This is a genomic window from Halobellus limi (genome assembly GCF_004799685.1).
GTDB classification, from domain to species: Archaea; Halobacteriota; Halobacteria; order Halobacteriales; family Haloferacaceae; genus Haloquadratum; species Haloquadratum limi.
Genome location: NZ_CP031311.1, coordinates 1,239,332 through 1,263,766 on the forward strand (window position 1 = coordinate 1,239,332; position 24,435 = coordinate 1,263,766).

The window sequence follows — 24,435 nt, forward strand, 5'->3', positions numbered from 1 at the left end:
CCGGCGTGCCGGACAACCGCGGCCCGACGCGGGGTGTGGCTCACGTCACGGCGGCGATGGCCGCCCGTTCGTATATAAACCTCCGCCGCGGGTCGGCCGCGAGCGGCGTCGGTTCCGAACGACTTTCGGCCGCCCAGCCGTACGCGACGGTATGCAACTGACGTTCCTCGGGACCGGCAGCGCGATGCCGCTTCCCGACCGCGTGCAGTCGGGGCTGCTCCTCCAGCGGGACGATCGTGCGCTCCTCGTCGACTGCGGCAGCGGGGTCCTCCACCGGCTCGCCGGCACGGACGTCGGCTACGAGGGCGTCTCGACCGTGCTCTTGACGCACCACCACCTCGACCACGTCGCCGACCTGCTGCCGCTTTTGAAGGCGCGCTGGCTGGCCGGCGAGGACCACCTCGAAGTCGTCGGTCCCGCGGGGACGAAATCGCTCGTCGACGACCTGCTCTCCGTCCACGAGTACCTCGACGGACGGGTCGACCTGAGCGTCCGCGAGGTCGGCCCGACCGAGTTCTCGGTCGCCGGCTTCGACGTCGCCGCGACGGAGACGACCCACTCGGTGGACTGCCTGGCCTACCGGTTTTCCGCCGACGGAGCCGACGGCGACGTCGTGTTCTCGGGCGACGGCGAGGCCGAGACGCGGGTCGCGAACTTCGCCGACGGCGCGGCCGTCCTCGCGCACGACTGCTCGTTCCCGGACGACGTCGACGTCTCGAACCACCCGACGCCGTCGCAACTCGGCGAGGCGCTCGCGGGCCACGACATCGGGCGCGTCTACCTGACGCATCTGTACCCCCACACCGAGGGTCGCCACGAGGAGATGCTCGACGCTGTCGGGGCGCGCTACGACGGCGACGTCCGGTTCGCACGCGACGGCCTGCGCGTCGAAATCGAGTGAGCGCGACGGCGCGACCGGGCGGAACCGCTATTTCGGCTCCTCGGAAGCCAGTTTCGAGTCGTCGAGTTCCGAGACGGCGATCAGCAGCCTGCCGTCGTCGAGCGCCGTCACCATCTTCGACTCGGTGAACGTGCTGCCGTCCGATCGCAGGCCGCGACTGCGGCCGCTCCACTCGCCGCCGCGCCGGACGACCGGCAGGACGTGGGTGCGGATGTGTTCGACCTCCTCTTCGGGATGCAGTTCCGTCCAGTGTTTGCCCTCGACGTCCTCGGACTCGTAGCCGTAGAACGACGCGTAGGTGTCGTCGGCCGCCTCGAAGCGCTCGTCGCTGCCGACGACGCCGACGCCGTCGAGTTCGGTCTCGGCCTCGGGGTCGAACCGGCCGCCGCCCTCCACCGCGTGTTCGACCCGCCGGATCAACATCGTGTACTGGTCGGTCCCCATCCCCTTCTGGAGGTAGTCGGTGAGACCGGCGCGGATGACTTCGGCGGCGACGTCGTTGGTCTCCTCGCCGGAGAAGAGCAGGAGCGGCAGTTCGGGGTGCGTCTCGCGGACGGCTTCGAGGAACTCGACCCCGTTCATCTCGGGCATGTTGTAGTCGCTGATCACGCAGTCGAACTCGACGTCCCCGGAACGGATTCGATCGAGCGCGTCGGCCGGCGACGTCTCCGTCGTGACCGTACAGTCCACGTCGTTCGAGTCGCGTTCCAGATACGCCTTCACGAGCCCCCCCAGGTTCGGGTCGTCGTCAACGTGGAGGATCGAGAGCGGGTCGTCGGTCGCGGCCATAGCGGCGGTACGACCCCGGCGGGAAAGTGTATTTCGCCCAATTATCCGCGCTGATTCCGACGGGGGCGGGTGCCGGCCTCCCGCGGGGGACGAACGCCAGCCGTCCGCGGGATCGACGCCGCCCGCGCGGCAACTGTTTACTCGCTCCGCATAGAAAGAACCGGTATGGAAGACGTCATCTCCGGACTCGAAGGCGAACTCCGGTCGAACGGGGTCAACGTCGAATCGATCGATCCGAGCGGCGAAACCGTCGATTTGGTCTACCTGACCGCCTTCCCGGACGTGCACGTGAACCACCAGGAGATGGGGCGCGCCCTCCGGACGTTCATCGACGCCGCAGAGCACGACGAGTGGGAGCCCAAGCGGGTCGAGGCGACGGTACTCCGGCACGAGGACGACGTCCAGGGGACCTGGTACGCCGAACCCGAGTGGTTCCGCCAGTACCTCGAGTACGACATCAGCGGGGAGGAGTTCTCCGCGCGCGTGATCGAGACGCTCTCGGAGGACGGACAGTGACGGTCCGCCGTCCCGAGTCCGGGGAGGACGACGCCGGCGACGACGCGCGGTCGGAGAGCGGCGATGACGCGCGACGAGACGACGCTCGCCGCCGTCGGCCCTCCCGCTACGACTTTTCTACAGTGCGGATGACGTTCCGCAGCGGCGACGAGCGCTGTGTGGGTCGGCTCTATCGACCGGACCGGCCCTCGGACCCGGCGCTGGTCGTCCTCGCCGGCGGCCCGATAGGTGCCTCGGGCGTCGGCCTCGACCGCTACGCCGAGCGCCTCGCGGCGGCCGGGTACGCGGTCTTCCACTTCGACGTGCGACACACGGGCGACAGCGACGGCGACCCGCGGAACCTGCTCTCGCCGCCGCGGCAGCGCGCCGACTGGGAGGCGGCGCTCTCGGGGCTGCGGGGCCGAAGCGACGTCGCCACCGACCGGGTCGTCCTCTGGGGCGTCGACCTCGCCGGCGGCACCGTCCTCGACGTCGCCGCCGACGACCCGCGGGTCCGGGCGGTCGTCTCCCAGACCCCGATCCTCTCCGGGCGGGCGTTCCTCCGCGACCGCGGCCTCGGGTTCCTCGCCCGCGGCGTGCTCTCGGGCGTCCGCGACGTGTTGCAGTCGCGGCTCCTCGGACCCCACTCGATTCCGGTCGCCGCCGACGGCAGCGACGGGAGCCGTGGGCTCTCGCTCGTCTCCACGCCGAGCGCCCGACGCGGCTATCGCGACGTCGCCGGCGACGAGTGGGACGGGCGACTCCCCGCGCGGTCGCTGCTCGCGCTTGCGCGGCACGTCGGCGACGCGGACCGGGAGCGGCTCGCCTGCCCCGTCCTGTTCGTCGGCGGCACCCGCGACGACGTGGTCCCGATCGAATCGATCGAGGAGGTGAGCGAGGAGATCGCCGACGCGACGCTGGTCCGACTCCCGTCGGGGCACTTCGACTGCTACGACGGCACCGGCTTCGAACAGGCGATCGGACACGGCCTGGCCTTCCTCGACGCCGCGGTCGGGGAGTGAGAGAGCGATCGAGCCGGCCTCACGGACCCGCCCGAGCGGTCGCCGCCGCCTCGCCGGGCGCGCCTCCGGCGCAACCGTCTTTTAGCTCCCGGGCGCACTTCCGGCGATGAACGCCACGCGCACCGTCGAACTCGACGGGCACATCATCGACTCGGGGGCGATGCAGCGCGCCTTCGGCATCGTGATGGACCTCGGCGGCACCTTCGAGATCGAGACGTTCGACGTCGGTCGACGCAAGGAAGAGACCTCCTACTGCCGGATGGAGGTCGGCGCCGACGACGAGGAGACGCTCCGGGAGATCCTCCACGAACTCCACCAGAACGGCGCGAACCTGGCGGATCCGGTCGACGCCCGGGTCGAACCCGCCCCGGCAGACCAGGTCGTCCCGGCGGGTTTCTACTCGACGACGAACCACCCGACCGAGATCAGATACGACGGGGAGTGGATCCCCGTCGAGCACGTCGAGATGGACTGCGCCATCGTCGTCGAGCAAAGCTCGACGAGCAACCAGAACTCTCCGAGTTCTGGTGACGTCGTCGAGGAGGACGGAGACGGGGAACCGGTCCGCGCGCGGACGAAGGTTCTCAACGCCATCCGGGAGGGCGACCTCGTCGTCACCGACGAGGTCGGGATCCGCGTCAAACCGCCCGACCGCCCGCGCGACGCCTCCGGCCCGTTCGGGTTCATGCAGGGCGGCGTCTCCGCGGAGCGGCCCTCCGAGTCGCTCATCGAGGAGGTCGCAGAGGCGCTGGTCGAGACCAAAGAGCGAGGGGAGTCGGTCCTCGTCGTCGCCGGCCCGGCCGTCATCCACGCGGGCGGCGGCGACGACCTCGCGCGGCTGGTCCGGGAGGGCTACGTCGACATACTCTCGGCGGGCAACGGCTTCGCGACCCACGACATCGAGCGCGGCCTCTACGGCACCTCGCTGGGGATGGACATGGAGACGATGGAACACCCGCGAAAGGGTCACAAACACCACATCTACACGATCAGCGAGGTCATCCGCGCCGGCGGCATCGAACCCGCCGTCGAGGACGGGCTCATCGCGGAGGGCGTGATGTACGAGTGCGTCGAGAACGACGTCCCCTACGTGCTCGCGGGGTCGATCCGCGACGACGGGCCGCTGCCGGACACGATCACCGACGCCGTCGAGGCCCAGGAGGCGATCCGCGAGCAGGCCAGGGAGGCCGACCTCGTCCTGATGCTGTCGACGCTTCTGCACTCGGTCGCCGTCGGCAACTGCCTGCCCTCGACGACGAAGGTCGTCTGCGTCGACATCAACCCGGCGACGGTGACGCAGCTGCTCGATCGGGGGAGCTCACAGGCGATCGGGATGGTGACGGACGTCGGCACGTTCGTCCCGTTGCTCGCCGACGCGGTGGTCGAGACGGGCGAGTAGGAGGCGGGGAGCGGCCCAGTAGAGGCGGGAAGCGGCTCAGTAGCGCGAGTCGGAGGCGAGTGTGCCCTCCGTTCTCGACGGCCGGTCACTCGTCGAGTTCGACGAGCGGAACGACCGCGATCGGCCGGTTCGAGTGAAGGAGGATCCGCTGTGCGGTGCTACCGAAGACCACCTTCGCGGTCGGGTTCCGCTTGCGGATCCCCATCACGATCTCGTCGGCGTCGACGTCCTCGGCCTGTTCGAGGACGTCCTCGTAGGGGGCGTTGTCGCGGACGAACTGGTGGGTCTCGACGGTGGCGAACCCGCCGAGACGGGAGGAGACGACCGTCAGCGCCTCTTCGCCGTCTCGGATGTCCTGGCTGTCCGTCTCGTCGCCGCCGCGGTGTGAGTTGACCGCGTGGATCTCGTCGCTCGTCGAGACGCGATCGACCAGGTAGTCACAGAGCCGCGCGCTCGTGTCGACGTGGTTCGTCGCGAGTACGTACGTCGTCATACTACGACGGCCGTGTGGTACAACCAAAAAGCCACCTCACGCCGGCGGAAATCGCGTCGCGGGCGATGATATATACGCCGCTGTTGTGAACGTGTTGACAACCGATGGACTGGCACAGTCGATCCGCCGAAGCGGTCTGTGACGCGGTCGAGACGACGCCCGCGGGATTGACGGCTCAGGAGGCCGCCGAGCGGCTTGCCACGGTGGGACCGAACGAGATCACGGGCGACCACGGCCGCGGCCCCCTGAAGATCTTCCTCGCGCAGTTTTCGAGCGCGCTCATCTGGGTGCTGATCGTCGCCGCCGTCCTCTCGGCCGCCATCGGACACCTCGTGGACGCCGTCCTCATCGCGGTCATCCTGCTCGCGAACGGGCTCTTCGGCTTCGTCCAGGAGTACCGCGCCGAGCGGAGCCTCGACTCGCTCCGGGCGATGGCGGCCCCCGAGGTCCGGGTTCGACGCGACGGGGAGGAGACGACGATCGCCGCGACCGACCTCGTCCCGGGCGACGTGGTGCTCCTGACGGGGGGCGACGTCGTCCCCGCCGACGCGCGCCTGCTGGAGGCGGGGAACCTCGAAGTCGACGAGGCGGCGCTGACCGGCGAGAGCGTCCCCGTCCCGAAGGAGACCGAGCCGATCGACGTGGAGACGCCCCTCGCCGAGCGGTCGAACATGGTGTACAAGGGGACGAACGTCACGCGCGGACACGCGGAGGCCGTCGTCGTCGAGACCGGAATGGACACCGAGATGGGCGAGATCGCGACGGCGCTCGTCGGGGCCGACGATCCGCAGACGCCGCTGCAGCGGGATCTGGACCGACTCGCGCGCCGGCTCGGGATCGGCGTCGTCGCGCTCTCGGCGGTGATCGTTCCCCTGCTGATCGTCGAGGGGCGCGGCGTCGTCCAGGCGGGGCTGACGGCCGTCTCGCTGGCCGTCGCGGCCGTTCCCGAGGGGCTCCCGGCCGTGGTGACGCTGACGCTCGCGCTGGGCGTCCGGCGGATGGCCGACGAGAACGCCCTCGTGCGGACGCTGCCGGCGGTCGAGGCGCTCGGCTCAGTCGACGTGGTCTGCACGGACAAGACGGGGACCCTGACGGAGGGCGAGATGCGCGTTCGATCAGTGTGGGTCTACGACGAGACGTTCGACGTCGGGAGCGGCGGGAGCGGCGGGAAGGGCGGGAGCGACCTCGGAACTGCTGAGTCCGACGGTGACGAGGACATCGACGTCGCGAACGGCGGAAGCGGGGCGAGCAACGAGCGGCTCGACCTGCTGTTCGAGATCGGGGCCGTCTGCAACGACGCGACCGTCGAGGAGGGCGACCCGACCGAGCGCGCCCTCGTCGCGGCCGCGGCCGAGCGGGGCGTCGACGTCGAAGCGCTCCGCGAGGAGCGCCCCCGCCGCGACGAGGTCCCGTTCTCCGCGGAGCGCAAGCGGATGGCGACGATCCACGACGACGCGGTCTACGTCAAGGGGGCGCCGACGGTGGTGCTCGAACGGTCGACCCGGGTGCTCGGCCCCGACGGGACCACCGACCTCGACGAGAGCGCGCGAGAGCGGATCGCCGCGCGGGTCGAGTCGCTGGCCGGGGACGCCCTTCGCGTCCTGGGATTCGCGTACAAAGAGCGGACGGACGAGGGCGGTCCCGAGGAGAACCTCGTGTTCGTCGGCCTCCAGGGGATGCTCGACCCGCCGCGGGAGGAGGTGCGGTCGGCGATCGCCGACACCCACCGGGCGGGGATCGAGGTGAAGATGATCACCGGCGACAACGCGCTCACGGCGAGCGCCGTCGCCGAGGACATCGGCATCGACTCGGACGTGCTGACCGGGGGCGAGGTCGAAGCGCTCGACGAGGGGACGCTCCGCGAACGCGTCGACGAGGTCGACGTGTTCGCCCGCGCGGAGCCGACCCACAAGGTCCGGATCCTCAAGGCGCTGCAGGCGAACGGCCACGCGGTCGCGATGACCGGCGACGGCGTCAACGACGCGCCGGCGCTGAAGAACGCCGATGTCGGCATCGCGATGGGGATCCGCGGCACCGACGTGGCGAAGCAGGCCAGCGACATCGTGCTGCTCGACGACAACTACGCGACGATCCGCAACGCGATCCGCCGCGGGCGGACGATCTTCGACAACCTCTGGAAGTTCGTCGCGTACCTGCTGAGCGCCAACGCCGCGGAGGTCGCAGTGGTCTTTCTCGCGTCGCTGTTCGGCTACCTCGTCCTCCCGGCGGTCCAGCTCCTGTGGATCAACCTCCTGACCGACGGGTTGCCGGCGCTGGCGGTGGGTGCCGATCCCGGCGGCGACGTGATGGACCGGACGCCGCGGGAGCGGTCCGCGGGGATCATCGACACCGAGATGCTCGGGTTCATCGGCGGTGCGGGCCTGACCGCGACCGCCCTGTTCCTCGGGCTGCTGTGGTACACGCTCGACGGCGCGGCCTCGGTCACGCCCTACGCGATGACGATGGTGTTCACCGGGTTCGTCGTCTTCGAGTTCGTCAAGCTGTACGTCGTCCGGTGGACGCGGGGCACGCCGGTCCTGACGAACCCGTGGCTGGCCGCGGCCGTCGGCGGTTCCCTGCTGCTTCAGCTCGCGGTCCTCTACACGCCGCTGAACCGGTACTTCGGGACGGTCCCGCTCGGGGTCGGCGACTGGCTGATCCTGGGAACCGTGTTCCTGGTCGGCGCGCCGGTGCTGGTGCTCGTCGGCTGGCTCCTCAAACGGCGTCGGTCGCGGGAATCGGCGGCTCCGAGCGCCTGATCGACGCGAGCAACTTCGGGCGCCTGATCGACGCGGACGACTCCGGAGGCCCGAGCGACGCGGGCGACTCCCCCCGCCGCTCGGTCACCCCGGTAAGAACAGGTTGATCACGGCGACGACGAGTCCCGCCAGCGCCATCCGGAGCGCCGAGACGTACCACCGCTGCCCCGCGATCGTGCTCATATACGCGCCGAACACCGCGAGGACGCCGATACCGAGCGCGACGCCGATCACGCCCGCCTCGGCCATCGACACCACCGCGCCCTCGAACAGGAACGGGACGAGCGGGATCAACACGCCGATGAGCGGTCCGGCCCCGCTGGCGGCCGCGTGCACGATCCGCGCGCCCCGTCGCTCGCGGTGGACGCGCGTGTCGTCGAGGTCGGTGAGCATCGCGCGCTCGATGCGGAGAATCGCCGCGCGCGTCTCGGCGCGCTCGATCTCCCAGACGCTCCAGACGGCCGAGGTGCCCAGCCCCACGGCGGCCCCGAGTCCGATCTTGACGACGGTCAGTCCGTCCGGGATCCCCGACAGCACCGCGCCGACGATGACCCCGATGCTCGTCAGGGTCCCGTCGAACCCGTTCGAGACGAAGTACCGGCGGGAGATGGCGCGGACGTCCTCGCGTTCGAGGAGGTCTCGGAGCACCGCGAGCCGTGACGGCACGGCGATCACCCGTCCTGCAGCGTCCGTCGCTCCTCGACGACGTGCTCGCCGTACGCGACCTGGTCGATGGAGTGGATCGTTCCGCCGAGACCGTCGACGGCGGCCTCGATGGCGTCGTAGTCCAGTCCGGCCCCCTCGGCCGTGATCTTGACGTTCTGGACCTCCTGGTCGAGTTCGATCAGCGACGCCGTGACGCCGTCGACGCTCTCGACCTCGGCGACGCGTTCGGTGAACGCCAGCATCGACGGCTCGTGCGGCTTCAGCACGTCCAGCGTCACGCGTCGGAGCGTTGTCATTACGTGAGCTATCGCCGCGCGGTTTCTTAATACCGCCGGCCGGGCCGACCTCGACGTTCGCTCGCCTCCCCGCCGGGTCACACACTCAAGTCACTGCTCGCCGAACGGGGGCGTATGGACCCGAAGCGGTTCCTCTTCGTCTCGGCCGACGCCGCGTTGATCACCGATCTCGCGTGGCAGATCCACCGGGAGGGCCACGAGGTTCGATACTACGTCGAGGCCGAGAGCGACGGCGAGATCGGCGACGGGTTCGTCCCGAAGACCGACGACTGGCGGGGCGACGTCGACTGGGCGGACGTGATCGTCTTCGACGACGTCTGGGTCGGCGACGACGTCGGGACCGGTGCGCTCGCGCGGGAGCTCCGCGAGCGGGGGAAGGCGGTCGTCGGCGGGACGCCGAACACCGATCGACTGGAGGAGGACCGCGGCTACGCGATGGAGGTCCTCGAAGCGCACGGCGTCCCCACCGTCGAGCACCACGTCTTCGAGGACTTCGACGCGGGCATCCAGCACGTTCGAGAGCACCCCGCGCCGTACGTGATCAAGCCGCTCGGCGAGGTCCAGAACGTCAAGCGACTCCTGTACGTCGGCAACGAGGACGACGGCAGCGACGTGATCGACGTCCTCCGTGCCTACAAGAAGGCGTGGGGACACCGGATGAAGGGGTTCCAACTGCAGCGGAAGGTCGAGGGCGTGGAGGTCGCCGTCTGCGGGTTCTTCGACGGTTCGCGGTTCGTCGATCGGGTGAACTTCAACTTCGAGCACAAGAAGCTCTTCCCCGGAAACATCGGCCCGTCGACCGGTGAGATGGGCACGTCGATGTTCTGGGCGGGGCAGAACAGACTGTTCGAGGAGACTCTCGGCAAGCTCGAAGGCTGGCTCGCCGATGAGGGGTACGTCGGGAGCATCGATCTGAACTGCATCGTCAACGCGAACGGGATCCACCCGCTGGAGTTCACGCCGCGGTTCGGCTATCCGACGATCGCGCTGCAGGAGGAGTCGATCGAGTCTTCGACCGGGGAGTTCTTCTACGACCTCGCACGCGGGAACGACCCCGAACTGGAGGTCCACCGGGGCTATCAGGTCGGCGTCCGGATCGTCCTCCCACCCTTTCCGTTCGACGACGCGAAGACCTACGACGAGAACTCCCGGAACGCCGCCGTCGTCTTCGAGACCGACAGTCGAGAGGGTATCCACATCGAAGACGCGAAACTGGTCGACGGACAGTGGCGCGTCGCCGGCGAGAGCGGGATGCCCCTCGTCGTGACCGGCAAAGGCGACACGATGCAAGCCGCGCGTGAGCAGGCCTACGACAGGATCGACGACGTCGTGATGCCGAATATGTACTACCGCGACGACATCGGCGAGCGGTGGGTCGACGGCGACGGCGACCGGCTCCAGGCGTGGGGATACCTCGGGCCGCAGGCGTAGGGATACCTCGGGCAGCGGGCGTCGGCGCCGCCCGATCGGACGACGGCTCGCCGCCACCGGTCAGCACGGATGTGTACCGAATCTGAACAGCTGGTAACCACGTCCCTACCTTTTTAACACGGGTACTCGACATTGAGGTGTACATTATGTCTACTCAAGAAACCACGCTCCGGAGTACGGTCGCCGGCTTCACGGCGGAGGGGAAACTGCACACGCTGAGCGTCTGGTTCATCCTCGCGCTCAGGCTGATGATCGGGTTGGCGTTCTTCCAGAGCGGCTTCGATAAGGTGCTGTCGGGGAGTTTCAGCGCCGCGGGCTACCTGCAGAACGCGCCGCCGTCGAACGGCAGTCCGGTCGCCGGGCTGTTCGTCGCGATGGGGGAGACGCCGTGGTTCGTCGACTTCGTCAACATCGCCGTCCCGTGGGGCGAGCTGCTGATCGGACTCGGCGTCATCTTCGGGGCCCTGACGCGGCTCGCGGCCTTCTGGGGCGCGTTCATGATGCTCATGTTCTACCTCGGGAACTGGGAGATCTCACACGGCTACATCAACGGCGACTTCGCGTACATGCTCGTGTTCCTCTCGGTGGCCGCCTTCGGCGCCGGGCGGATCCTGGGACTCGACAGCTACATCGAGCAGTACGACGTCGGCGGCGAACCCCTCATCCAGCGGTATCCGTGGATGCGCTACTTCCTCGGCTGACCGCTGCCGCCGCGTTTTTTCAGCGCGTACGGTCCCGAGCCCACAGAAAGACCACTAGTCCGCCGACCGCCGCGACCCCGACCGCCGGGACGAGCGCGAGGACGGCGCCCACTCCGAGGCCGACCAGTAGCCCGACGAACGCGACGAGAAAGACGATCGCGAACGCGAGGAGCGCGGCGGCGGGCGCTCGCGGTCCGTCGTCGGTCCCGAGACCGAGGAGGGCGACCGCGGCGACGACGGCGCCGGCGATCAGTCCCGCGGGGATCCCGAGGAACACCGAGAACTCGACCGTGGGCGCCAGCAGCTCGGTCACGGCGACGAAGGCCCCGAGGAAGGCGACGACGCCCGCCCCGGCGGCCGCGGCGATCGCACGAACGTTCATACGAGAGATACGACGCGACCGATCAAAAAGGCGCGTGCCCGCGTGGTCGAAGCCCCGCGGTCTCCGCGTCACGCGATCGCGAGCCACGCGACCAGCACGACGAGGCCGCCGATCGACGTCGAGGCGACGGCGTGGAGGCGCAGCCGGTCCAAGAGCGCGTGCGCGTCGCCGGAGACGGAGAGCAGGTCGTGGATCTCGCTGCCGATCTCACACCGGGGAAGAAAGTCCATCGCGACGTGGAGGAAGACGCCGGCCGCGAAGCCGAAGACCAGTCCCCGGACCGTCCCCGTCGCCGGGAGCGCGATCATCGAGGAGGCGATACCGGCGATTCCGACGCCCGTCGCCGGGAGCAGGAGCACGGAGGCGTCGCGGCCGGCGTTCGCGAGGCGCCGCGCGGCCGCGTAGCCCGCGGGGCCCTTGTGCGAGACGATCGCGAGTCCCAAGAGCAGGCCGAGTTCGGGCATGTTGCCGTAGATGATACCGATGATCGCGCCCGCGGAGAAGGCGTGGGCGGTCAACTCGGCGATGGTTCGGTCCATCGGGAGGTCCATATGCGAGAGCCGGTGTCCGATCGAGTGTGACGCGAACCCGGCCAGCAGGCCGAAGGCGACGCCGAACCCGCCCCACTGCGGGTGCTGGCCGATCGCCTGCGGCACCAGAAAGACGGCGGCGCTCGTCACCATCGCGCCGGCGGCGAGGCCGTAGCCCCACACCAGCGCGCCGGCGCTCTCGTCGCCGGTCCGCGCGCCCAGCGGGGCGGCCAACGCCATCGCGAGGAACGCGACCCACGAGATGCCGACGAGCTTGCCGCCACCGGTCGTCTCGGCGACGAGCGCGAGCGCCGACAGCGCGACGAGGACGAGCGTCGCGAACGCACCGATCCGGGAGACCCCACGCGTCATATGAATTTCACTACTCCGGTTAATAATCGCACATTGATAACACGGAGTTTTATTTTAATAAGTCTGTCGGACCCGTCCGGTCTCGGGGAGACGCGTCCTACCGCGACCGGGTCGCCCGCATCCACGCCCGGAGATCGATCCGCTCGCCGTCGATCGAATCCGGATCCGCCTCCCCGGCCGCCCAGACGAACATCCCGGCCACCTCGTTCGGGTCTCGACCGTCGCCGTCGCTCAGGTCGGTGTTCACGAGCCCCGGATCGACGACCGCCGCGGTCTGTGCGGCGTCGACGGCGAGTTGGCGGACCAGCGCCTCGGCGGCCGCCTTCGAGACGGCGTACGCGCCCATCCCCGCCTCGGCGTCGACCGCGATCGATCCGGACGGGACGAGGATTCGCCCCGACTCGGGCATCCGATCGAGAGCCTCTCTAACGGTGGTGAAGACCCCTCGGAGGTTCGTCTCGAGGGTTTCGTCGAACCGGTCGTACGGCTCCTCCTGAATCGGCATCGCTCCCGACGGCCCGTGTTTGACTCCCGCGTTGGCGACGAGGACGTCGACGCCGTCGCCCTCGCCCGCCGCGGCCGCCGCGTCGACGACGCGTTCGACGTCGGAGGCGTCTCGGACGTCGGCGCGAACGCCCTTGACGTGGACCTCGCCGTCGTCGGCGGGATGTGCGTCCCGGGCGGCCGCAACGGCCTCGGCCAGCGCCTCCTCGGACCGGGCACAGCCGACGACCGCTGCGCCCTCGGCGGCGAACGCGTCGAGGAGCGCCCGCCCGATCCCGCGGCTCGCGCCCGTTACCACTACTGTCGCGTTCGTGAGTTCCATACCGCCCGTTGGCACCGACCGAGGGTAAACGTACTCGCCGATTTCGCTTCCGAAATTCCCGCCGAAACGCGCCGGTCTCGACGGACACGCGCCGCCGACGCCGCCCCGGCCAGCCGATTTATACCCACCACGGTCCACTGTACCCGTATGGACTCCCTCTCGGATCTCGACTCGCTCGACGGCGCGGACGTCGTCGTCGTCGGTGGCGGGTTCGGCGGCCTCTCGACCGCCTGTTATCTGGCCGGCGCGGGCGCGGACGTGACGCTCCTCGAGAAGAACGAGCAACTCGGCGGCCGCGCGAGCCGGCTGGAGGTCGACGGCTTCCGCTTCGACATGGGGCCGTCGTGGTATCTGATGCCCGACGTCTTCGAGCGCTTCTTCGGTCACTTCGATCACGAGCCCTCGGAGTACTACGACCTCACGCGACTGGACCCGCACTACCGCATCTTCTTCAAGGACGGCGACCGCGTGGACATGGTTCCGGACCTCGGCCGGAACCGCGAGGTGTTCGAGTCCTACGAGCCCGGTGCGGGCGAGCGCTTCGACGAGTATCTCGAGAAGTCGAAGGTCAACTACGAGGTCGGGATGGAGCACTTCGTCTACGAGGACCGCACCTCGATCTCGGACTTCCTCGACTGGAACGTCGCGAAGAACGCCCGCGGACTCTCGCTCGTCGGATCGATGCAGCGCCACGTCGAGAAGTACTTCGACCACCCGAAGCTCCAGCAGATAATGCAGTACACGCTGGTGTTCCTCGGCGGCGCGCCGACGAACACGCCCGCGCTGTACAACCTGATGAGCCACGTCGACTTCAATATGGGCGTGTACTACCCCGAGAACGGCCTCGGCGGCGTCGTCGACGGCATCGTCGAACTCGGCGAGGAACTCGGCGTCGACTTCCGGACGGACGCGCCCGTCACCGAGATCGAGGGCCGCGAGGGGGCGTTCGTCACGCGGACCGAGGGGGCGGGGGAGTTCTACTCCGACTACGTCGTCAGCGACGCCGACTACCGACACACCGAGATGGAACTCTTAGATGAGAAGAAGCGGCAGTACGACGCCGACTACTGGGAGTCGAGGACCTACGCCCCCTCGGCGTTCCTGCTGTATCTCGGCGTCGAGGGCGACGTCGACCCGCTGGAACACCACACGCTCGTGCTCCCGACCGACTGGGACGAACACTTCGAGCGGATCTTCGACGACCCGGCGTGGCCCGAGGACCCGGCGTACTACCTCTGTGTGCCCTCCGAGACCGACGACGACGTCGCGCCCGACGGCCACTCGAACCTCTTCGCGCTCGTGCCCATCGCGGCCGGGTTGGAAGACACGCCGGAACTCCGCTCGGAGTTCCGCGATCTCGTCCTCGACGACATCGAAGAGAACACCGGCGTCGACCTCCGGGATCGGATCGTCGTCGAGGAGTCCTTCTGCGTGAACGACTTCGCAGAGCGGTACAACAGCACGAAGGGCACCGCGCTCGGTCTCGCACACACGCTCAGACAGACCGCGCTGTTCAGGCCGCCTCACAGGTCCGAAGCGGTCGAGGGGCTGTACTTCACCGGGTCGTTCACGACGCCCGGTATCGGCGTCCCGATGTGTCTCATCAGCGGCCAACTCACGGCCGAGGCGATGGCCGAACGGACGGCGTGAGGAGGATGGCACACCGATCCGGACGGACGGGCGGGGCACTCGGACGGGTCCGATACCTCCTGACGCTGTCGCGCCCGCGGTTCTGGCTCTACCTGGCCGGCCCCGTCGCCGTCGGCGTCACGTTCGCCGCTGAGACGACGGGAGACCTGTTCACGCCGGTCACGCTCGGGCTCTTCGCGTACTTCCTGCTCCCGGCGAACGTCTTCCTCTACGGCGTCAACGACGTCTTCGACGTCGACGTCGACGCGGCGAACCCGAAAAAGGAAGACAGAGAGGCGCGCTGGCGGGGCGATTCGGCGGTCGCCGCGGTGATCGCAGCCGCGACGTTCCTCGGCGCCGGCACCTTCGCGCTCGCGCCACCGGTGGCGTGGCCGTACCTCGCGGGCTTTTTCGTCCTCGGCTTCCAGTACTCGGCACCCCCGCTGCGGTTCAAGACCACTCCCCTGCTCGACTCCGTCTCGAACGGCCTGTACATCCTCCCCGGCGCCGTCGGCTACGCCGCCGTCGCGGGCGCACATCCCCCGCTCGCGGCCCTCGCGGGCGCGTGGCTCTGGACGATGGGGATGCACACGTTCTCTGCGATCCCCGACATCGAACCCGACAGGGCGGCCGGCATCCGCACGACGGCGACGTTCCTCGGCGAACGGCGGACGTTCCTGTACTGTCTCGCCTGCTGGCTCGCCGCCGCCGCCGTCTTCGCGCTCGTCGACGTCCGGATCGGGCTCCTGCTCGTCGCCTATCCCGCGCTCGTCTTCGCGATCTACCGCTCGGACGTCGACGTCGACCGCGCCTACTGGTGGTACCCGATCCTCAACACCGCCGTCGGGACGCTCCTGACGCTCGGGGCGCTCTGGAGGCTCCTGTATGCGTGACGCCGGCGACGCCCCGGGGCAGGGCGCTCTCACCGACGGGATCCCCCGAACGCGCGCGGAGTGGGAACGGCGCCTCGAACGGCTGGTGCGCGAGAACCGCTTTACGATCTCGGTGTTCTTCCCGCTGAACGGCATCGTCCTGCTGCTGGCGAGCGCCGAGGGCGTCCTCCCCGCGCCGCTGGCGTTCAACGGCCTGTTGATCCTGTTGGGCACGCTCGTGATGCGCTCGCCGCTCGTCGTCGGCGTCCTCCCGGTCACGGACCGGCGCGCGGCCGTCGGGGTCGGGGCTCTGACCCTGTACGCCTACGGGATCGAGTTCCTGGGCGTCCACACGGGCGTCCCCTACGGCGAGTTCTTCTACGGCGTTGACCTCGGACCGATCGTCGCCGGGGTCCCGCTCGGCCTCCCCGTCTTCTTCATCCCGCTGGTGATGAACGCCTACCTCCTCTGTCTGCTCCTCCTGGGCGAACGCGCCGCACGGACCGGCGTCCGCCTCCTCGCGGTGATCGCGACGGTCCTGACGATGGACGTCGTCCTCGATCCCGGCGCCGTCGCGCTCGGCTTCTGGGTGTATCCCGGCGGCGGCGCGTTCTACGGCGTCCCGCTCTCGAACTACGCCGGGTGGGTCCTCTCGGCCACGGTCGCCGTGCTCGCCCTCGACTGGGGGTACGACCGCCGCGCGCTCCTCGCGCGGCTCGACGACTGCGAGTTCCTGCTCGACGACCTCGTCTCCTTCGTCATCCTCTGGGGCGGCGTCAACGCGTGGTTCGGAAACTGGATCCCCGTCGCGTTCGCGGCGCTGTTCGGGATCGGGCTCCTGCGAACCGATCGGTTCGACGCCCCGCTCGGTGCGGTCTCGCGGCTCCGGACGCGCGACTGGACGTCGAAGCGCTGATCGGCCTACTCGCTCCGCGTGAAACTCCGGAGCCAGCCCGAGAGGCGTCGACCGACCCCTCCGGAGGGCCAGGGCCACCACGTTCGACCCGTCGCGGGGCCGGAGTGTCCGGGGTCTCGCGCGGAATCGTCCTCGTCGGGGTACGGCACGACGCTGACCCGACGGAACACGGCGACCGGGTCGCGCTCGAACGCCCAGTACAGGCGGGTCTTCGCGAGCAAGAACAGCTTCCGCGACGTCGACAGCGACGGCGTCGTCGAGAGGACGTCGCAGTCGCGCCGACGGATCTCGCGGTGGTGGTCCGCATAGAGGACGGCCGCCAGCAGGACGGCGAACTGACAGTCCTCGGGGAGATACCGGATCCCCTCGACGCCCTCCCGATAGAGCGACTCCGCTCGCTCCAGCTCCTCGCGCATCGCCGCGCGGAAGTTCGCGTCGTACTCGAAGTTCAGGACCTGTTCCTCGGTGACGCCGTGTCTCTCGAGCGTCTCCTGCGGGAGGTAGATCCGATCGCGCTCGACGACGTCCTCGCGGACGTCCCGGAGGAAGTTCGAAAGCTGGAACGCCTCGCCGAGCGCCGTCGCGTGCGGGAGGGCCTCCTCGGCCTGCGGAGTCTCCATGATTTCGGTCATCATCCGGCCGACCGCGGCCGCCGACCCGTCCATGTACGCCTCCAGGTCGGCGTACGTCTCGTAGCGGTCCGTCTCGATGTCCGAGAGCATCGCGTCGATGAACACCTCGACGTCCGCGTCGGGGATGTCGTACCGGTCCCGTAACTCCGCGAAGGCGTCGAGCACGGGGTCGTCGGTCTCCTCGCGACCGAGCGCCTGCCGGCGCAGCTCTTCGAGCCGCCGCCGCTGTTCCTCGGGCGGGGCCGTCTCGGCGGCGTCGACCACCTCGTCCGCGACGCGGAAGAACGCGTACAGCACGTACGTCGGGTGTCGAACGCGTTCGGGGAGCACGCGCGTCGCGAGGTGGAAGGTCTTCCCCGTCTGTCGCTGGATCGCCTTGCTCTGTCGGATCTGTTCCTGTTGAACCATCGTTACGTGTTGCGTTTCAGGGCGTCTCGTCGCGGTGCCGTCGGACCACACATCTGTCATCATATGGACGGACCGGACTCATATAACGCTTCGTGCCGATTTGACATCGAATCGGACCAGTACTGACGAAACGGCCAGTAGAGTAATATACGGGTTTTCGCCGGTCGCTCCCAAAATGTATCAGATTACCAGAACGTGTCGCTGCAGTCGTAGACCACGCCGTGTTCCGGACAGACGTACTTGCAGTGGCGGCGAGCCATCGGCCGCTCGCAGAGCGGGCACGGGCGACCGGGCGGGGTCTCGACGGTCCCCGATTCGTCACGGTCTTCGGCCTCGTTCGCGTCGCTCACGTCCGACCCGGCGGCCGCAGTCGACAAGAAGGTTCGCGTTTCCGCGGCTCGGCCCTCGCTTCGACGAAGAAAGGAACCGAGCGGAAAATTCGACTGACTACGCTACGATCGAGGTCGGGAGTGCCGCCTCAGCACTCCGACCAGCCGCAGGACTCGCAGGTCTTGCAGCCCTCCGAGTAGTACAGCGACATCCCCCCGCACTCGGGGCACTCGGGGCTCTCTCCGGCCGCGAGCAGGTCGTCGGTCGCGTCGTCGTTGGGGCCGCTCGGCTGTTCCGCGTCGGGGCCGACGTCGACGTCGTCCACGTCGACGGCCGCGCCGCCGTCGGTTTCGCGCCCCGCCGGGGCGTCGGCGGTCGCGTCCGCGGACGACCTCTCGGAGAGCTCGGTCAGGTTCTGCTGCTGCGGGTAGCCCTTCTCGATCTCGCCGTCGAGGTAGCGCCGCATCGCCGTGCCGATGGCGTCCGGGATGGAGTTGATCTGCTCGCCCTTGTCCCAGGCGACCTTCGGGCTGCGGATGCCCTGCAGTTCGCTTGCGATCTCGCTCGGGTCGACCCCCGAGCGCAGCGCCGTCGAGATGGTCTTCGCGAGCGCCTCGGTGAAGGAGGCGGTGAAGCCGCCGGAGTTGCCGATGTTCGCGAACAGCTCGAAGGGCCGGCCGCGCTCGTCCTCGTTGATGTTGACGTACAGCTTCCCGTAGCCGGTGTCGATGCGCTGGGTCACGCCGTGGAGGACGTCCGGCCGCGGCCGCTTCTTGCCGAGGTCGGTCTCGCCGTCGGCGGCCGACAGCAGCCGGTCGACCTCCTCGTCGAGCGCCGCTCGCACGTTCTCGTTCTCGAGGAAGCCCTCGACGCCGCCGAAGACCTCCTCGATCTGCTCGACGAGCGCCTCGGCGGCCTCGCTCTCGTCGGCGAAGTCGGCGTTCTTCGCGCGCGTCGTGAGGACCTGCTTCGAGCGCGTGCCGTCGCGGTAGACGGTGACGCCCTTGCCGCCGTTGCGGTAGATGTAGCGGTAGACCTCGTCCATGTCCTCCTTCGACGCGGAGTTCGGGAAGTTACAGGTCTTCGAGATGGCGGAGTCGACGCCCTCCTGGGTGGCACACTGGACCGCGGCGTGCTGCTTACCCGAGAGGTCGCCGGTGACGACGAACAGCTCCGAGATGGCGTCCGGAACGGTCGACAGAGAGGAGACGCCGTCGAACTCGTTTTCGGCCATCTGCTCTTGGGCTTCCTTCTTCACGGCGTCGACGTCGATGTCGTTGGCCTCCAGCACTCGGAGGAAGTAGTCGTCGAACTCCACGAGCATCTCGTCGCCCTGGACGTCGTCTGAGACGTTCTTGTAGTAGGCGACGTTGTAGATGGGCTCGATCCCGCCGGTCGTGTTGCCGACCATCGACGTCGTGCCCGTCGGCGCGACGGTGGTCGTGTTGTGGTTCCGGATCGGGAACCCGTCTTCCCACTCGTCGGCGTCGAGGCCGGTGTGGTGCTCGAACCATTCCCGATACTCGGTCGGGTCGGCGTACTTCGAGTCAGCCCAGTCGTTGAACGCGCCGCGCTCGTCGGCGAGTTCGTGGCTGGTCCACTTCGACTCGTGGTTGATGTGGGTCATCAGCTGGCGGGCGACCTCGTTGCCCGCCTCGGTCCCGTACTGGATGCCGAGCTGGATGTACAGCTGCGCCAGCCCCATCACGCCGAGACCGATCTTCCGCATGTCCCGGACCTTCTGTTCGATCTCCGGGACGGGGAAGTCCGACATCGTGACGACGTTCTCGAGGAAGTGCGTGCCACGGTCGATCCGGTAGTCGAACTCCTCCCAGTCGACGGCCTCTTCGAGGAACGCGTCGACGGCGTCCTCGAACTCGTCGTACTCGTCGCCGTGGGCGTCGTACCAGACGCGCCAGTCGGGGGCGTCGAGGTCGACGAGCGTCGAGAGGTTGATGTGCCCGAGGTTGCAGGCCTCGTACTCCTCGAGCGGCTGCTCGCCGCAGGGGTTCGTCGCGAGGATCCGGTGGTCGGGGTGCTCCTCGACGTCGAAGGAGTGCTGCTTGTTCACCCGTTCGAGGTAGATGACGCCGGGTTCGCCGTTCTCGTGCGCGCCGTCGACGATCTGGTCCCACAGCTCCTGGGCGGGGACCGAGAGCACCTCGCCGACCTCGACGTGCTCGCCGAGACCGAACATATCGTACAGCTCCTTCGTCTCGGGCGTGGCGACGTGCGGTTCGTCCGTCCGCGGGTTGGTGAAGGTGAACTCCTCGTCCTCGAACAGCGCCTCCATAAAGTCGTCGGTGATTCCGACGGAGATGTTGAAGTTCGAGAGGTGGCCCTCGACGGCGTTTCGGAGGTGCTTGGGGACGCGTCCCTCGTCGTCGATGAGTTCGCGGGCCTCCTCTAAGGCGTCCTTGAAGGAGTTGTGCGTGAAGTCGTCGGGGTCGTTCAGCCGCAGGGTGTGCGCCAGGGAGACGTCCTTGTTCTTCGCGTGGAGGAACTGGATGACGTCCGGGTGGCTGACCCGCATGACGCCCATCTGCGCGCCGCGTCGCGCGCCGCCCTGCGCGATCGTCTCACAGAGCTGGTCGTACGTCCGCATAAACGTGATCGGCCCGGAGGCGATGCCGCCCGTCGAGCCGACGGCGTCGCCGTAGGGGCGCAGCCGCCAGAACGCATAGCCCATCCCGCCGCCGCTCTGGAAGACCTGTGCGGCCTCCTTCGCAGTCTGATGGATGTCGTCGATGTCGTCCTCGGGCGAGTCGACGAAACAGGCGCTGAGTTGCTGGAGTTCGTCGCCGGCGTTCATCAGCGTCGGCGAGTTCGGCATGAAGGAGAGGTCCTCCATCAGCGTCTCGAACTCCTCGCGTTTGGCCTCGACCTCCGACCGGATCTCCTCGGGGAGGTCGGGGACGACGGTGTCGTAGGCGAACTTGTTGACGTTGTACACCGACAGCGACGTTTCCGCCTCGGAGTCGGCGGTGACGCCCTTCCCGAACACTTCCTCGGCGAGTTCGTCCCGGCGCGGGTGGTCGGGCTTCAACTGCTCGGGCGTGACGGTGACCTCGACGTCTCGCTTCTCGGCCTCGAAGACCGCCTCCGCGAGCGCGACGTTCTTCGCGACGCGGGGGAAGAGGTCCTCCTGGGACTCGACGGGGTCGCCGTCGGCGTCCTTGCGGAGGTACCGCGCGGGCAGGATGTTGTGATACGCGTTCGCAGTGAGGCGCTCCTCGAGGGTGTCGCCGTCGGTCCGCTTGACGGGCAGTTCGAGTTCGCCGGCTCTCACGTTCTTCTCGCTCATCTACTGTTCCTCCCGTCCTGTGCGGACACACGGGACGTTCTCGGATCGAGTGAGTGGCTCTGGTTGGATCATTTGTAACGGTGTCGTGTGAGTGTGGGAGGTCGGTTAAGGCTTCGGTATCCGGGCATTCCCCCATTAAATATCATAATTAGCACCTATCCCTGACCGTGGTTCCCCCACACTCGACGTGGCGTAGCCCAGTAGGCACACGAGGGATATGAAGGTTCGTAGACCGGAGCGGAAGTGAAAACACCGGCGGTGGGAAACGACGCTGTCGGTCGATTATCCAGCGGAACCGAAGGGGCCCTGCCGGTGAGGGCCGCCCCTGTCGCCGATGCTCGTTCCACCGTTATCGGCGGGGAGCGACCGCGAGACACCGACCGAATCGACAAAAATAGCCAGGTTTCCTATACGTTCGATCGCCCCGGTCCCGTCGGTCGATTCGGGGGACCCGAGAGGCCACCGACCCCACAGACTTATTCCCCCGTCCGATGATAGCGTCGGATATGTCGTCCACACTCGCACCGACCGCGGCGGCCGTCCCGCTACAGCTGGGTGGGCTCCTCTCGGAACCGCTCGGACAGGCGCTCGCCGTGATCGTCGCGATCGCGGTCGTCGTTCTCGTCGGCCGGATCGCGCTGAAGATCGCCTGGCGGTTGGTCACGATCGCCGCCGTCGTGGTCGGGGCGCTCTTGCTGCTCTCGTTCTTCGGAATCAGCGTGTTGTGACGACGGTATCCGCTGACGACCCGGCGCGAATCAGACCTGCGCCGCCCGCTCCGATTCGGGAGGCCGCACGTACGCTTCGAGGAAGTTCCGGACGACGTCGTGGCCGACGCCGGTGAGCACCGACTCGGGGTGGAACTGGACCGCCTCGATCGGGAACTCCCGGTGGCGGACGCCCATCACGAGGTCCGTCGCGGTCGCGTCCGGAGCCCCGTCGGTCGCCGCCTCATCGTTCCCCACATCGGTCGCCGCCTCACCATTACCCACGGCGGTCGTCTCCTCGCCGTCCGCGACCGCGTGCGTCGTCGTCGCCGACACCTCGAAGCAGTCGGGAACGCTGGTCGCGACGAGGGAGTGATAGCGCCCGGCCTGAAACCCCTGATCGAGACCGGCAAAGACGCCGCGGCCGTCGTGGTCGACGGGGTAGGCCTTCCCGTGGATCGGTTCGGGCGCGTGTCCGATCTCGCCGCCGTACGCGTAGACGGCCGCTTCGAGGCCGAGACAGACGCCGAGCGTCGGGACCGTCTCCGAGAGCGTCGTGAGCACCTCGGTGGTGACGCCGACGTCGCGCTCGTTCTTCGGGTGGCCCGGGCCGGGACTGATGACGATGGCGTCCGGGTCGATCTCGCGGAGTTCGTCGAGGTCGGCGGTGTTCTTTCGAACCACTACCTCCACACGCTCGCCGTCGATCCGCTGCTCGGAGAAGTACTCCACGAGGTTGTACGTGAACGAGTCGAAGTTGTCGACGACGAGCAGTCGGACCGTCATCGGGGCACCTCCCCGGAGACGGCCTGGTCCTCCGGCGTCGTGTCGTCGCTCGTGTCCGACCCCGCGGCGTCGTCACTCGCTTCGGACGACTCGGACCCCGCCTCGATGCGCTCGACCGCCGCGAGGACGCCGTCCATCTTCTGCTCGGTCTCCTCGTACTCCGCGGTCGGGTCGCTGTCGGCGACGATGCCCGCACCGGCCCGGACGGAGATGACGTCCTCCGCGCCGCTGCGGTCGACCGTCGCCGTCCGGATGACGATCGCGAAGTCGGCGTCGCCGGACCACGAGTAGTACCCGACGCCGCCGCCGTAGACGCCTCTGGGCGTCAGTTCCAGGTCGTCGACGATCTCCATCGCGCGGACCTTCGGCGCGCCGGTCAGGGTGCCGGCGGGGAACGTCGCACGCGTGGCGTCGAACGCGTCGGCGCGCTCCGCGTCGCCCGCGGCTTCGGCGTCCGCGCCCGCCTCGTCGTCGGCGTCGCCACTTCCGGCCAGCGTCCCGGTCACGGTCGACTCGATGTGCTGGACGTGGCTGTACTTCAGGACGTTCATGAACTCCTCGACGCGGACGCTTCCGGGCTCTGCGACCCGCCGGACGTCGTTGCGCGCGAGGTCGACGAGCATCGTGTGCTCGGCGCGCTCCTTGCCGTCGGCGAGCATCTCGCCGGCGAGCCGTCGGTCCTCGACGGGGCTCGTCCCGCGCGGGCAGGTCCCCGCGATCGGGTTCGAGACGACGCGGTCCCCGCGGACGGAGACGAGCGTCTCGGGACTCGCGCCGACGATGTGTCGGTCGTCGTGTCTGAGGACGTACATGTACGGCGAGGGGTTGACCTCCCGCAGCGCCTCGTAGAGGCCGAGCGGATCGACTTCCCCCCGGAGTTCGCGGACCCGGGAGATGACGCCCTGGTAGATGTCGCCGTCGAGGACGTGCTCTTTCGTCTTCCGCACCGCGGCCTCGTATTCCTCCTTCGGACCGGCTGACTCGCCGCTCCGGACGAATCCGCCCGTCTCCGGCGGCGTCGCGTCTGCGAGCGTCGAGACCACCTCCTCGGCCTCCGCGCGGAGGTCGTCGTAGATCTCTCCGGGGTCGTCGTCGGGGCCGATCACCGGCGTGAGGACGAGCGAGACCGAATCTTCGGCGTGGTCGAACGAGAGCGTCTTGGTCGTGAGCACGAACTGCGCGTCCGGCGTCTCCGTCTCGGGGCGCTCGACGCCGACCTCCGAGAGCCAGAGGTCGTAGACGGCCTCGTAGGCGAGGAAGCCGACGAGGCCGCCGCGGAGCTGCTGGCGGTCGTCGTCGGGAAAGCCGACCCGCGGCAGCGTCGGAAACGCGGCCCGGAGTCGGTCGAGGACGTCGCGGTCGGTATCCGCGTCGCCGTCTCCGCCTTCGTTCTCCGCTACGTCGACGCCGGCGACGTAGTCCGCCGCCGGTCCGCCCAGCCGCTCGACGTCGACGCCGTCGGGATCGACGGTGACGACCGCCTCGGGGTCGTAGCCGACGAACGAGAACCGGGCGTGGCGGTCGGTCGTCGCGTGCTCGGGGGCGAACGCGCCCGCGGGGTCGCTCGACGGCGTCTTCTCCGCGCTCTCGAGGAGGAACCCGTAGTCGCTCCGGTCCGCGAGCGCGGCGTAGGCGGTCAGCGGCGTCACGTCCGGGAGTTCGGCCGTCATATGCGCGACGACGGGACCGTCGGCCTCCCCCGTGGCGGCCGCGACGTCCGCGACGAACGACCCGCGGGAGCGAGAGAGCGTCGCGTCCGCCGGGTCGGAGTCCCCACCGGCGGCGTCGG

23 protein-coding genes are annotated in these 24,435 nt (G+C 68.7%); 11 read left to right on the plus strand and 12 right to left on the minus strand.

Translation table 11 applies throughout. The annotated features are described in order from the left end of the window. The first annotated feature begins 151 nt into the window (after positions 1–151). Complete coding sequence (locus DV707_RS06280; protein ID WP_103990096.1) at positions 152–901, plus strand: MBL fold metallo-hydrolase; 750 nt, start codon at positions 152–154, stop codon at positions 899–901. Positions 902–928: 27 nt separating this feature from the next. Here DV707_RS06280 and DV707_RS06285 read toward each other — a convergent pair whose 3' ends face one another. After that, complete coding sequence (locus tag DV707_RS06285) at positions 929–1,690, minus strand: response regulator (protein ID WP_103990095.1); 762 nt, start codon at positions 1,688–1,690, stop codon at positions 929–931. Positions 1,691–1,855: 165 nt separating this feature from the next. Here DV707_RS06285 and DV707_RS06290 point away from each other — a divergent pair, with 165 nt between their 5' ends. From DV707_RS06290 to DV707_RS06300, 3 genes are all read left to right on the plus strand, one after another. Continuing rightward, positions 1,856–2,206 carry a hypothetical protein gene (locus tag DV707_RS06290; protein ID WP_103990094.1) on the plus strand — a complete coding sequence of 117 codons (351 nt, stop codon included), beginning with the start codon at positions 1,856–1,858 and terminating at the stop codon, positions 2,204–2,206. Further along, entirely contained in the window at positions 2,203–3,207 is a 1,005-nt protein-coding gene (locus DV707_RS06295; RefSeq protein WP_235010706.1) for an alpha/beta hydrolase, read from the plus strand. The genes DV707_RS06290 and DV707_RS06295 overlap by 4 nt, the downstream gene beginning before the upstream one ends. A 106-nt stretch (positions 3,208–3,313) precedes the next feature. Further along, the gene (locus DV707_RS06300; RefSeq protein ID WP_103990093.1) at positions 3,314–4,606 is read left to right on the plus strand and encodes an ornithine cyclodeaminase, nickel-pincer nucleotide-dependent; all 1,293 of its coding nucleotides are present in this window, start codon (positions 3,314–3,316) and stop codon (positions 4,604–4,606) included. Positions 4,607–4,691: 85 nt separating this feature from the next. On the opposite strand, the gene DV707_RS06305 is transcribed toward DV707_RS06300, so the two are convergent. Next, on the minus strand, positions 4,692–5,099 hold the full coding sequence (locus tag DV707_RS06305; protein WP_103990092.1) for a universal stress protein: 408 nt from the start codon (positions 5,097–5,099) through the stop codon (positions 4,692–4,694). 104 nt (positions 5,100–5,203) lie between these two features. Between DV707_RS06305 and DV707_RS06310 the strand changes: the two genes are divergently transcribed. Next, entirely contained in the window at positions 5,204–7,858 is a 2,655-nt protein-coding gene (locus DV707_RS06310) for a cation-translocating P-type ATPase (RefSeq protein WP_103990091.1), read from the plus strand. A gap of 84 nt (positions 7,859–7,942) precedes the next feature. Here the strand turns inward: DV707_RS06310 and DV707_RS06315 are convergent, their stop codons facing one another. Together DV707_RS06315 and DV707_RS06320 are read right to left on the minus strand one after the other, a co-directional pair. Then, entirely contained in the window at positions 7,943–8,524 is a 582-nt protein-coding gene (locus tag DV707_RS06315; RefSeq protein WP_394337389.1) for a VIT1/CCC1 transporter family protein, read from the minus strand. A gap of 5 nt (positions 8,525–8,529) precedes the next feature. Beyond that, positions 8,530–8,820: a DUF211 domain-containing protein gene (locus DV707_RS06320; RefSeq protein ID WP_103990090.1), complete on the minus strand. Its 291-nt coding sequence runs from the start codon at positions 8,818–8,820 to the stop codon at positions 8,530–8,532. 114 nt (positions 8,821–8,934) lie between these two features. Between DV707_RS06320 and DV707_RS06325 the strand changes: the two genes are divergently transcribed. Both DV707_RS06325 and DV707_RS06330 read left to right on the plus strand, forming a co-directional pair. Continuing rightward, the gene (locus tag DV707_RS06325; protein WP_103990089.1) at positions 8,935–10,251 is read left to right on the plus strand and encodes a phosphoribosylglycinamide synthetase C domain-containing protein; all 1,317 of its coding nucleotides are present in this window, start codon (positions 8,935–8,937) and stop codon (positions 10,249–10,251) included. Between the two features lie 146 nt (positions 10,252–10,397). After that, positions 10,398–10,952, plus strand: coding sequence for a DoxX family protein (locus DV707_RS06330; protein ID WP_103990088.1), 555 nt, complete (start codon positions 10,398–10,400; stop codon positions 10,950–10,952). A 19-nt stretch (positions 10,953–10,971) separates the two neighbouring features. Here the strand turns inward: DV707_RS06330 and DV707_RS06335 are convergent, their stop codons facing one another. From DV707_RS06335 to DV707_RS06345, 3 genes are all read right to left on the minus strand, one after another. Next, positions 10,972–11,334: a hypothetical protein gene (locus tag DV707_RS06335; protein ID WP_103990087.1), complete on the minus strand. Its 363-nt coding sequence runs from the start codon at positions 11,332–11,334 to the stop codon at positions 10,972–10,974. Between the two features lie 68 nt (positions 11,335–11,402). Beyond that, positions 11,403–12,236 (minus strand): ZIP family metal transporter, encoded by an 834-nt coding sequence (locus DV707_RS06340; protein WP_103990086.1) that lies wholly within the window; start codon positions 12,234–12,236, stop codon positions 11,403–11,405. A gap of 97 nt (positions 12,237–12,333) precedes the next feature. Further along, positions 12,334–13,062 (minus strand): SDR family oxidoreductase, encoded by a 729-nt coding sequence (locus DV707_RS06345; RefSeq protein WP_103990085.1) that lies wholly within the window; start codon positions 13,060–13,062, stop codon positions 12,334–12,336. A 147-nt stretch (positions 13,063–13,209) separates the two neighbouring features. Between DV707_RS06345 and DV707_RS06350 the strand changes: the two genes are divergently transcribed. From DV707_RS06350 to cruF, 3 genes are read left to right on the plus strand one after another with little or no spacing between them, the layout of a single operon-like run. Further along, positions 13,210–14,712, plus strand: coding sequence for a phytoene desaturase family protein (locus DV707_RS06350; RefSeq protein ID WP_103990084.1), 1,503 nt, complete (start codon positions 13,210–13,212; stop codon positions 14,710–14,712). Between the two features lie 5 nt (positions 14,713–14,717). Beyond that, a complete protein-coding gene (locus tag DV707_RS06355; protein WP_103990083.1) occupies positions 14,718–15,584 on the plus strand; it encodes a prenyltransferase in 867 nt (288 codons plus the stop codon). Next, entirely contained in the window at positions 15,577–16,479 is a 903-nt protein-coding gene (cruF, locus tag DV707_RS06360; protein WP_103990082.1) for a bisanhydrobacterioruberin hydratase, read from the plus strand. The genes DV707_RS06355 and cruF overlap by 8 nt, the downstream gene beginning before the upstream one ends. A gap of 5 nt (positions 16,480–16,484) precedes the next feature. Here the strand turns inward: cruF and DV707_RS06365 are convergent, their stop codons facing one another. The 3 genes from DV707_RS06365 to DV707_RS06370 form a co-directional block, all read right to left on the minus strand. Then, positions 16,485–17,519: a phytoene/squalene synthase family protein gene (locus DV707_RS06365; RefSeq protein ID WP_103990081.1), complete on the minus strand. Its 1,035-nt coding sequence runs from the start codon at positions 17,517–17,519 to the stop codon at positions 16,485–16,487. A 185-nt stretch (positions 17,520–17,704) separates the two neighbouring features. Next, complete coding sequence (locus DV707_RS18585) at positions 17,705–17,869, minus strand: HVO_2523 family zinc finger protein (RefSeq protein ID WP_170216817.1); 165 nt, start codon at positions 17,867–17,869, stop codon at positions 17,705–17,707. 128 nt (positions 17,870–17,997) lie between these two features. Beyond that, positions 17,998–21,153 carry an adenosylcobalamin-dependent ribonucleoside-diphosphate reductase gene (locus tag DV707_RS06370; protein WP_103990079.1) on the minus strand — a complete coding sequence of 1,052 codons (3,156 nt, stop codon included), beginning with the start codon at positions 21,151–21,153 and terminating at the stop codon, positions 17,998–18,000. A 506-nt stretch (positions 21,154–21,659) separates the two neighbouring features. Between DV707_RS06370 and DV707_RS06375 the strand changes: the two genes are divergently transcribed. Then, positions 21,660–21,881: a hypothetical protein gene (locus tag DV707_RS06375; protein WP_103990078.1), complete on the plus strand. Its 222-nt coding sequence runs from the start codon at positions 21,660–21,662 to the stop codon at positions 21,879–21,881. Positions 21,882–21,911: 30 nt separating this feature from the next. Here DV707_RS06375 and DV707_RS06380 read toward each other — a convergent pair whose 3' ends face one another. After that, positions 21,912–22,646, minus strand: a complete 735-nt coding sequence (locus tag DV707_RS06380; protein WP_103990077.1) for an aminodeoxychorismate/anthranilate synthase component II — start codon at positions 22,644–22,646, stop codon at positions 21,912–21,914. Beyond that, positions 22,643–24,316, minus strand: a complete 1,674-nt coding sequence (gene trpE, locus DV707_RS06385; protein WP_200820862.1) for an anthranilate synthase component I — start codon at positions 24,314–24,316, stop codon at positions 22,643–22,645. Before trpE ends, DV707_RS06380 begins: the two co-directional genes overlap by 4 nt. Positions 24,317–24,435 lie beyond the last annotated feature (119 nt).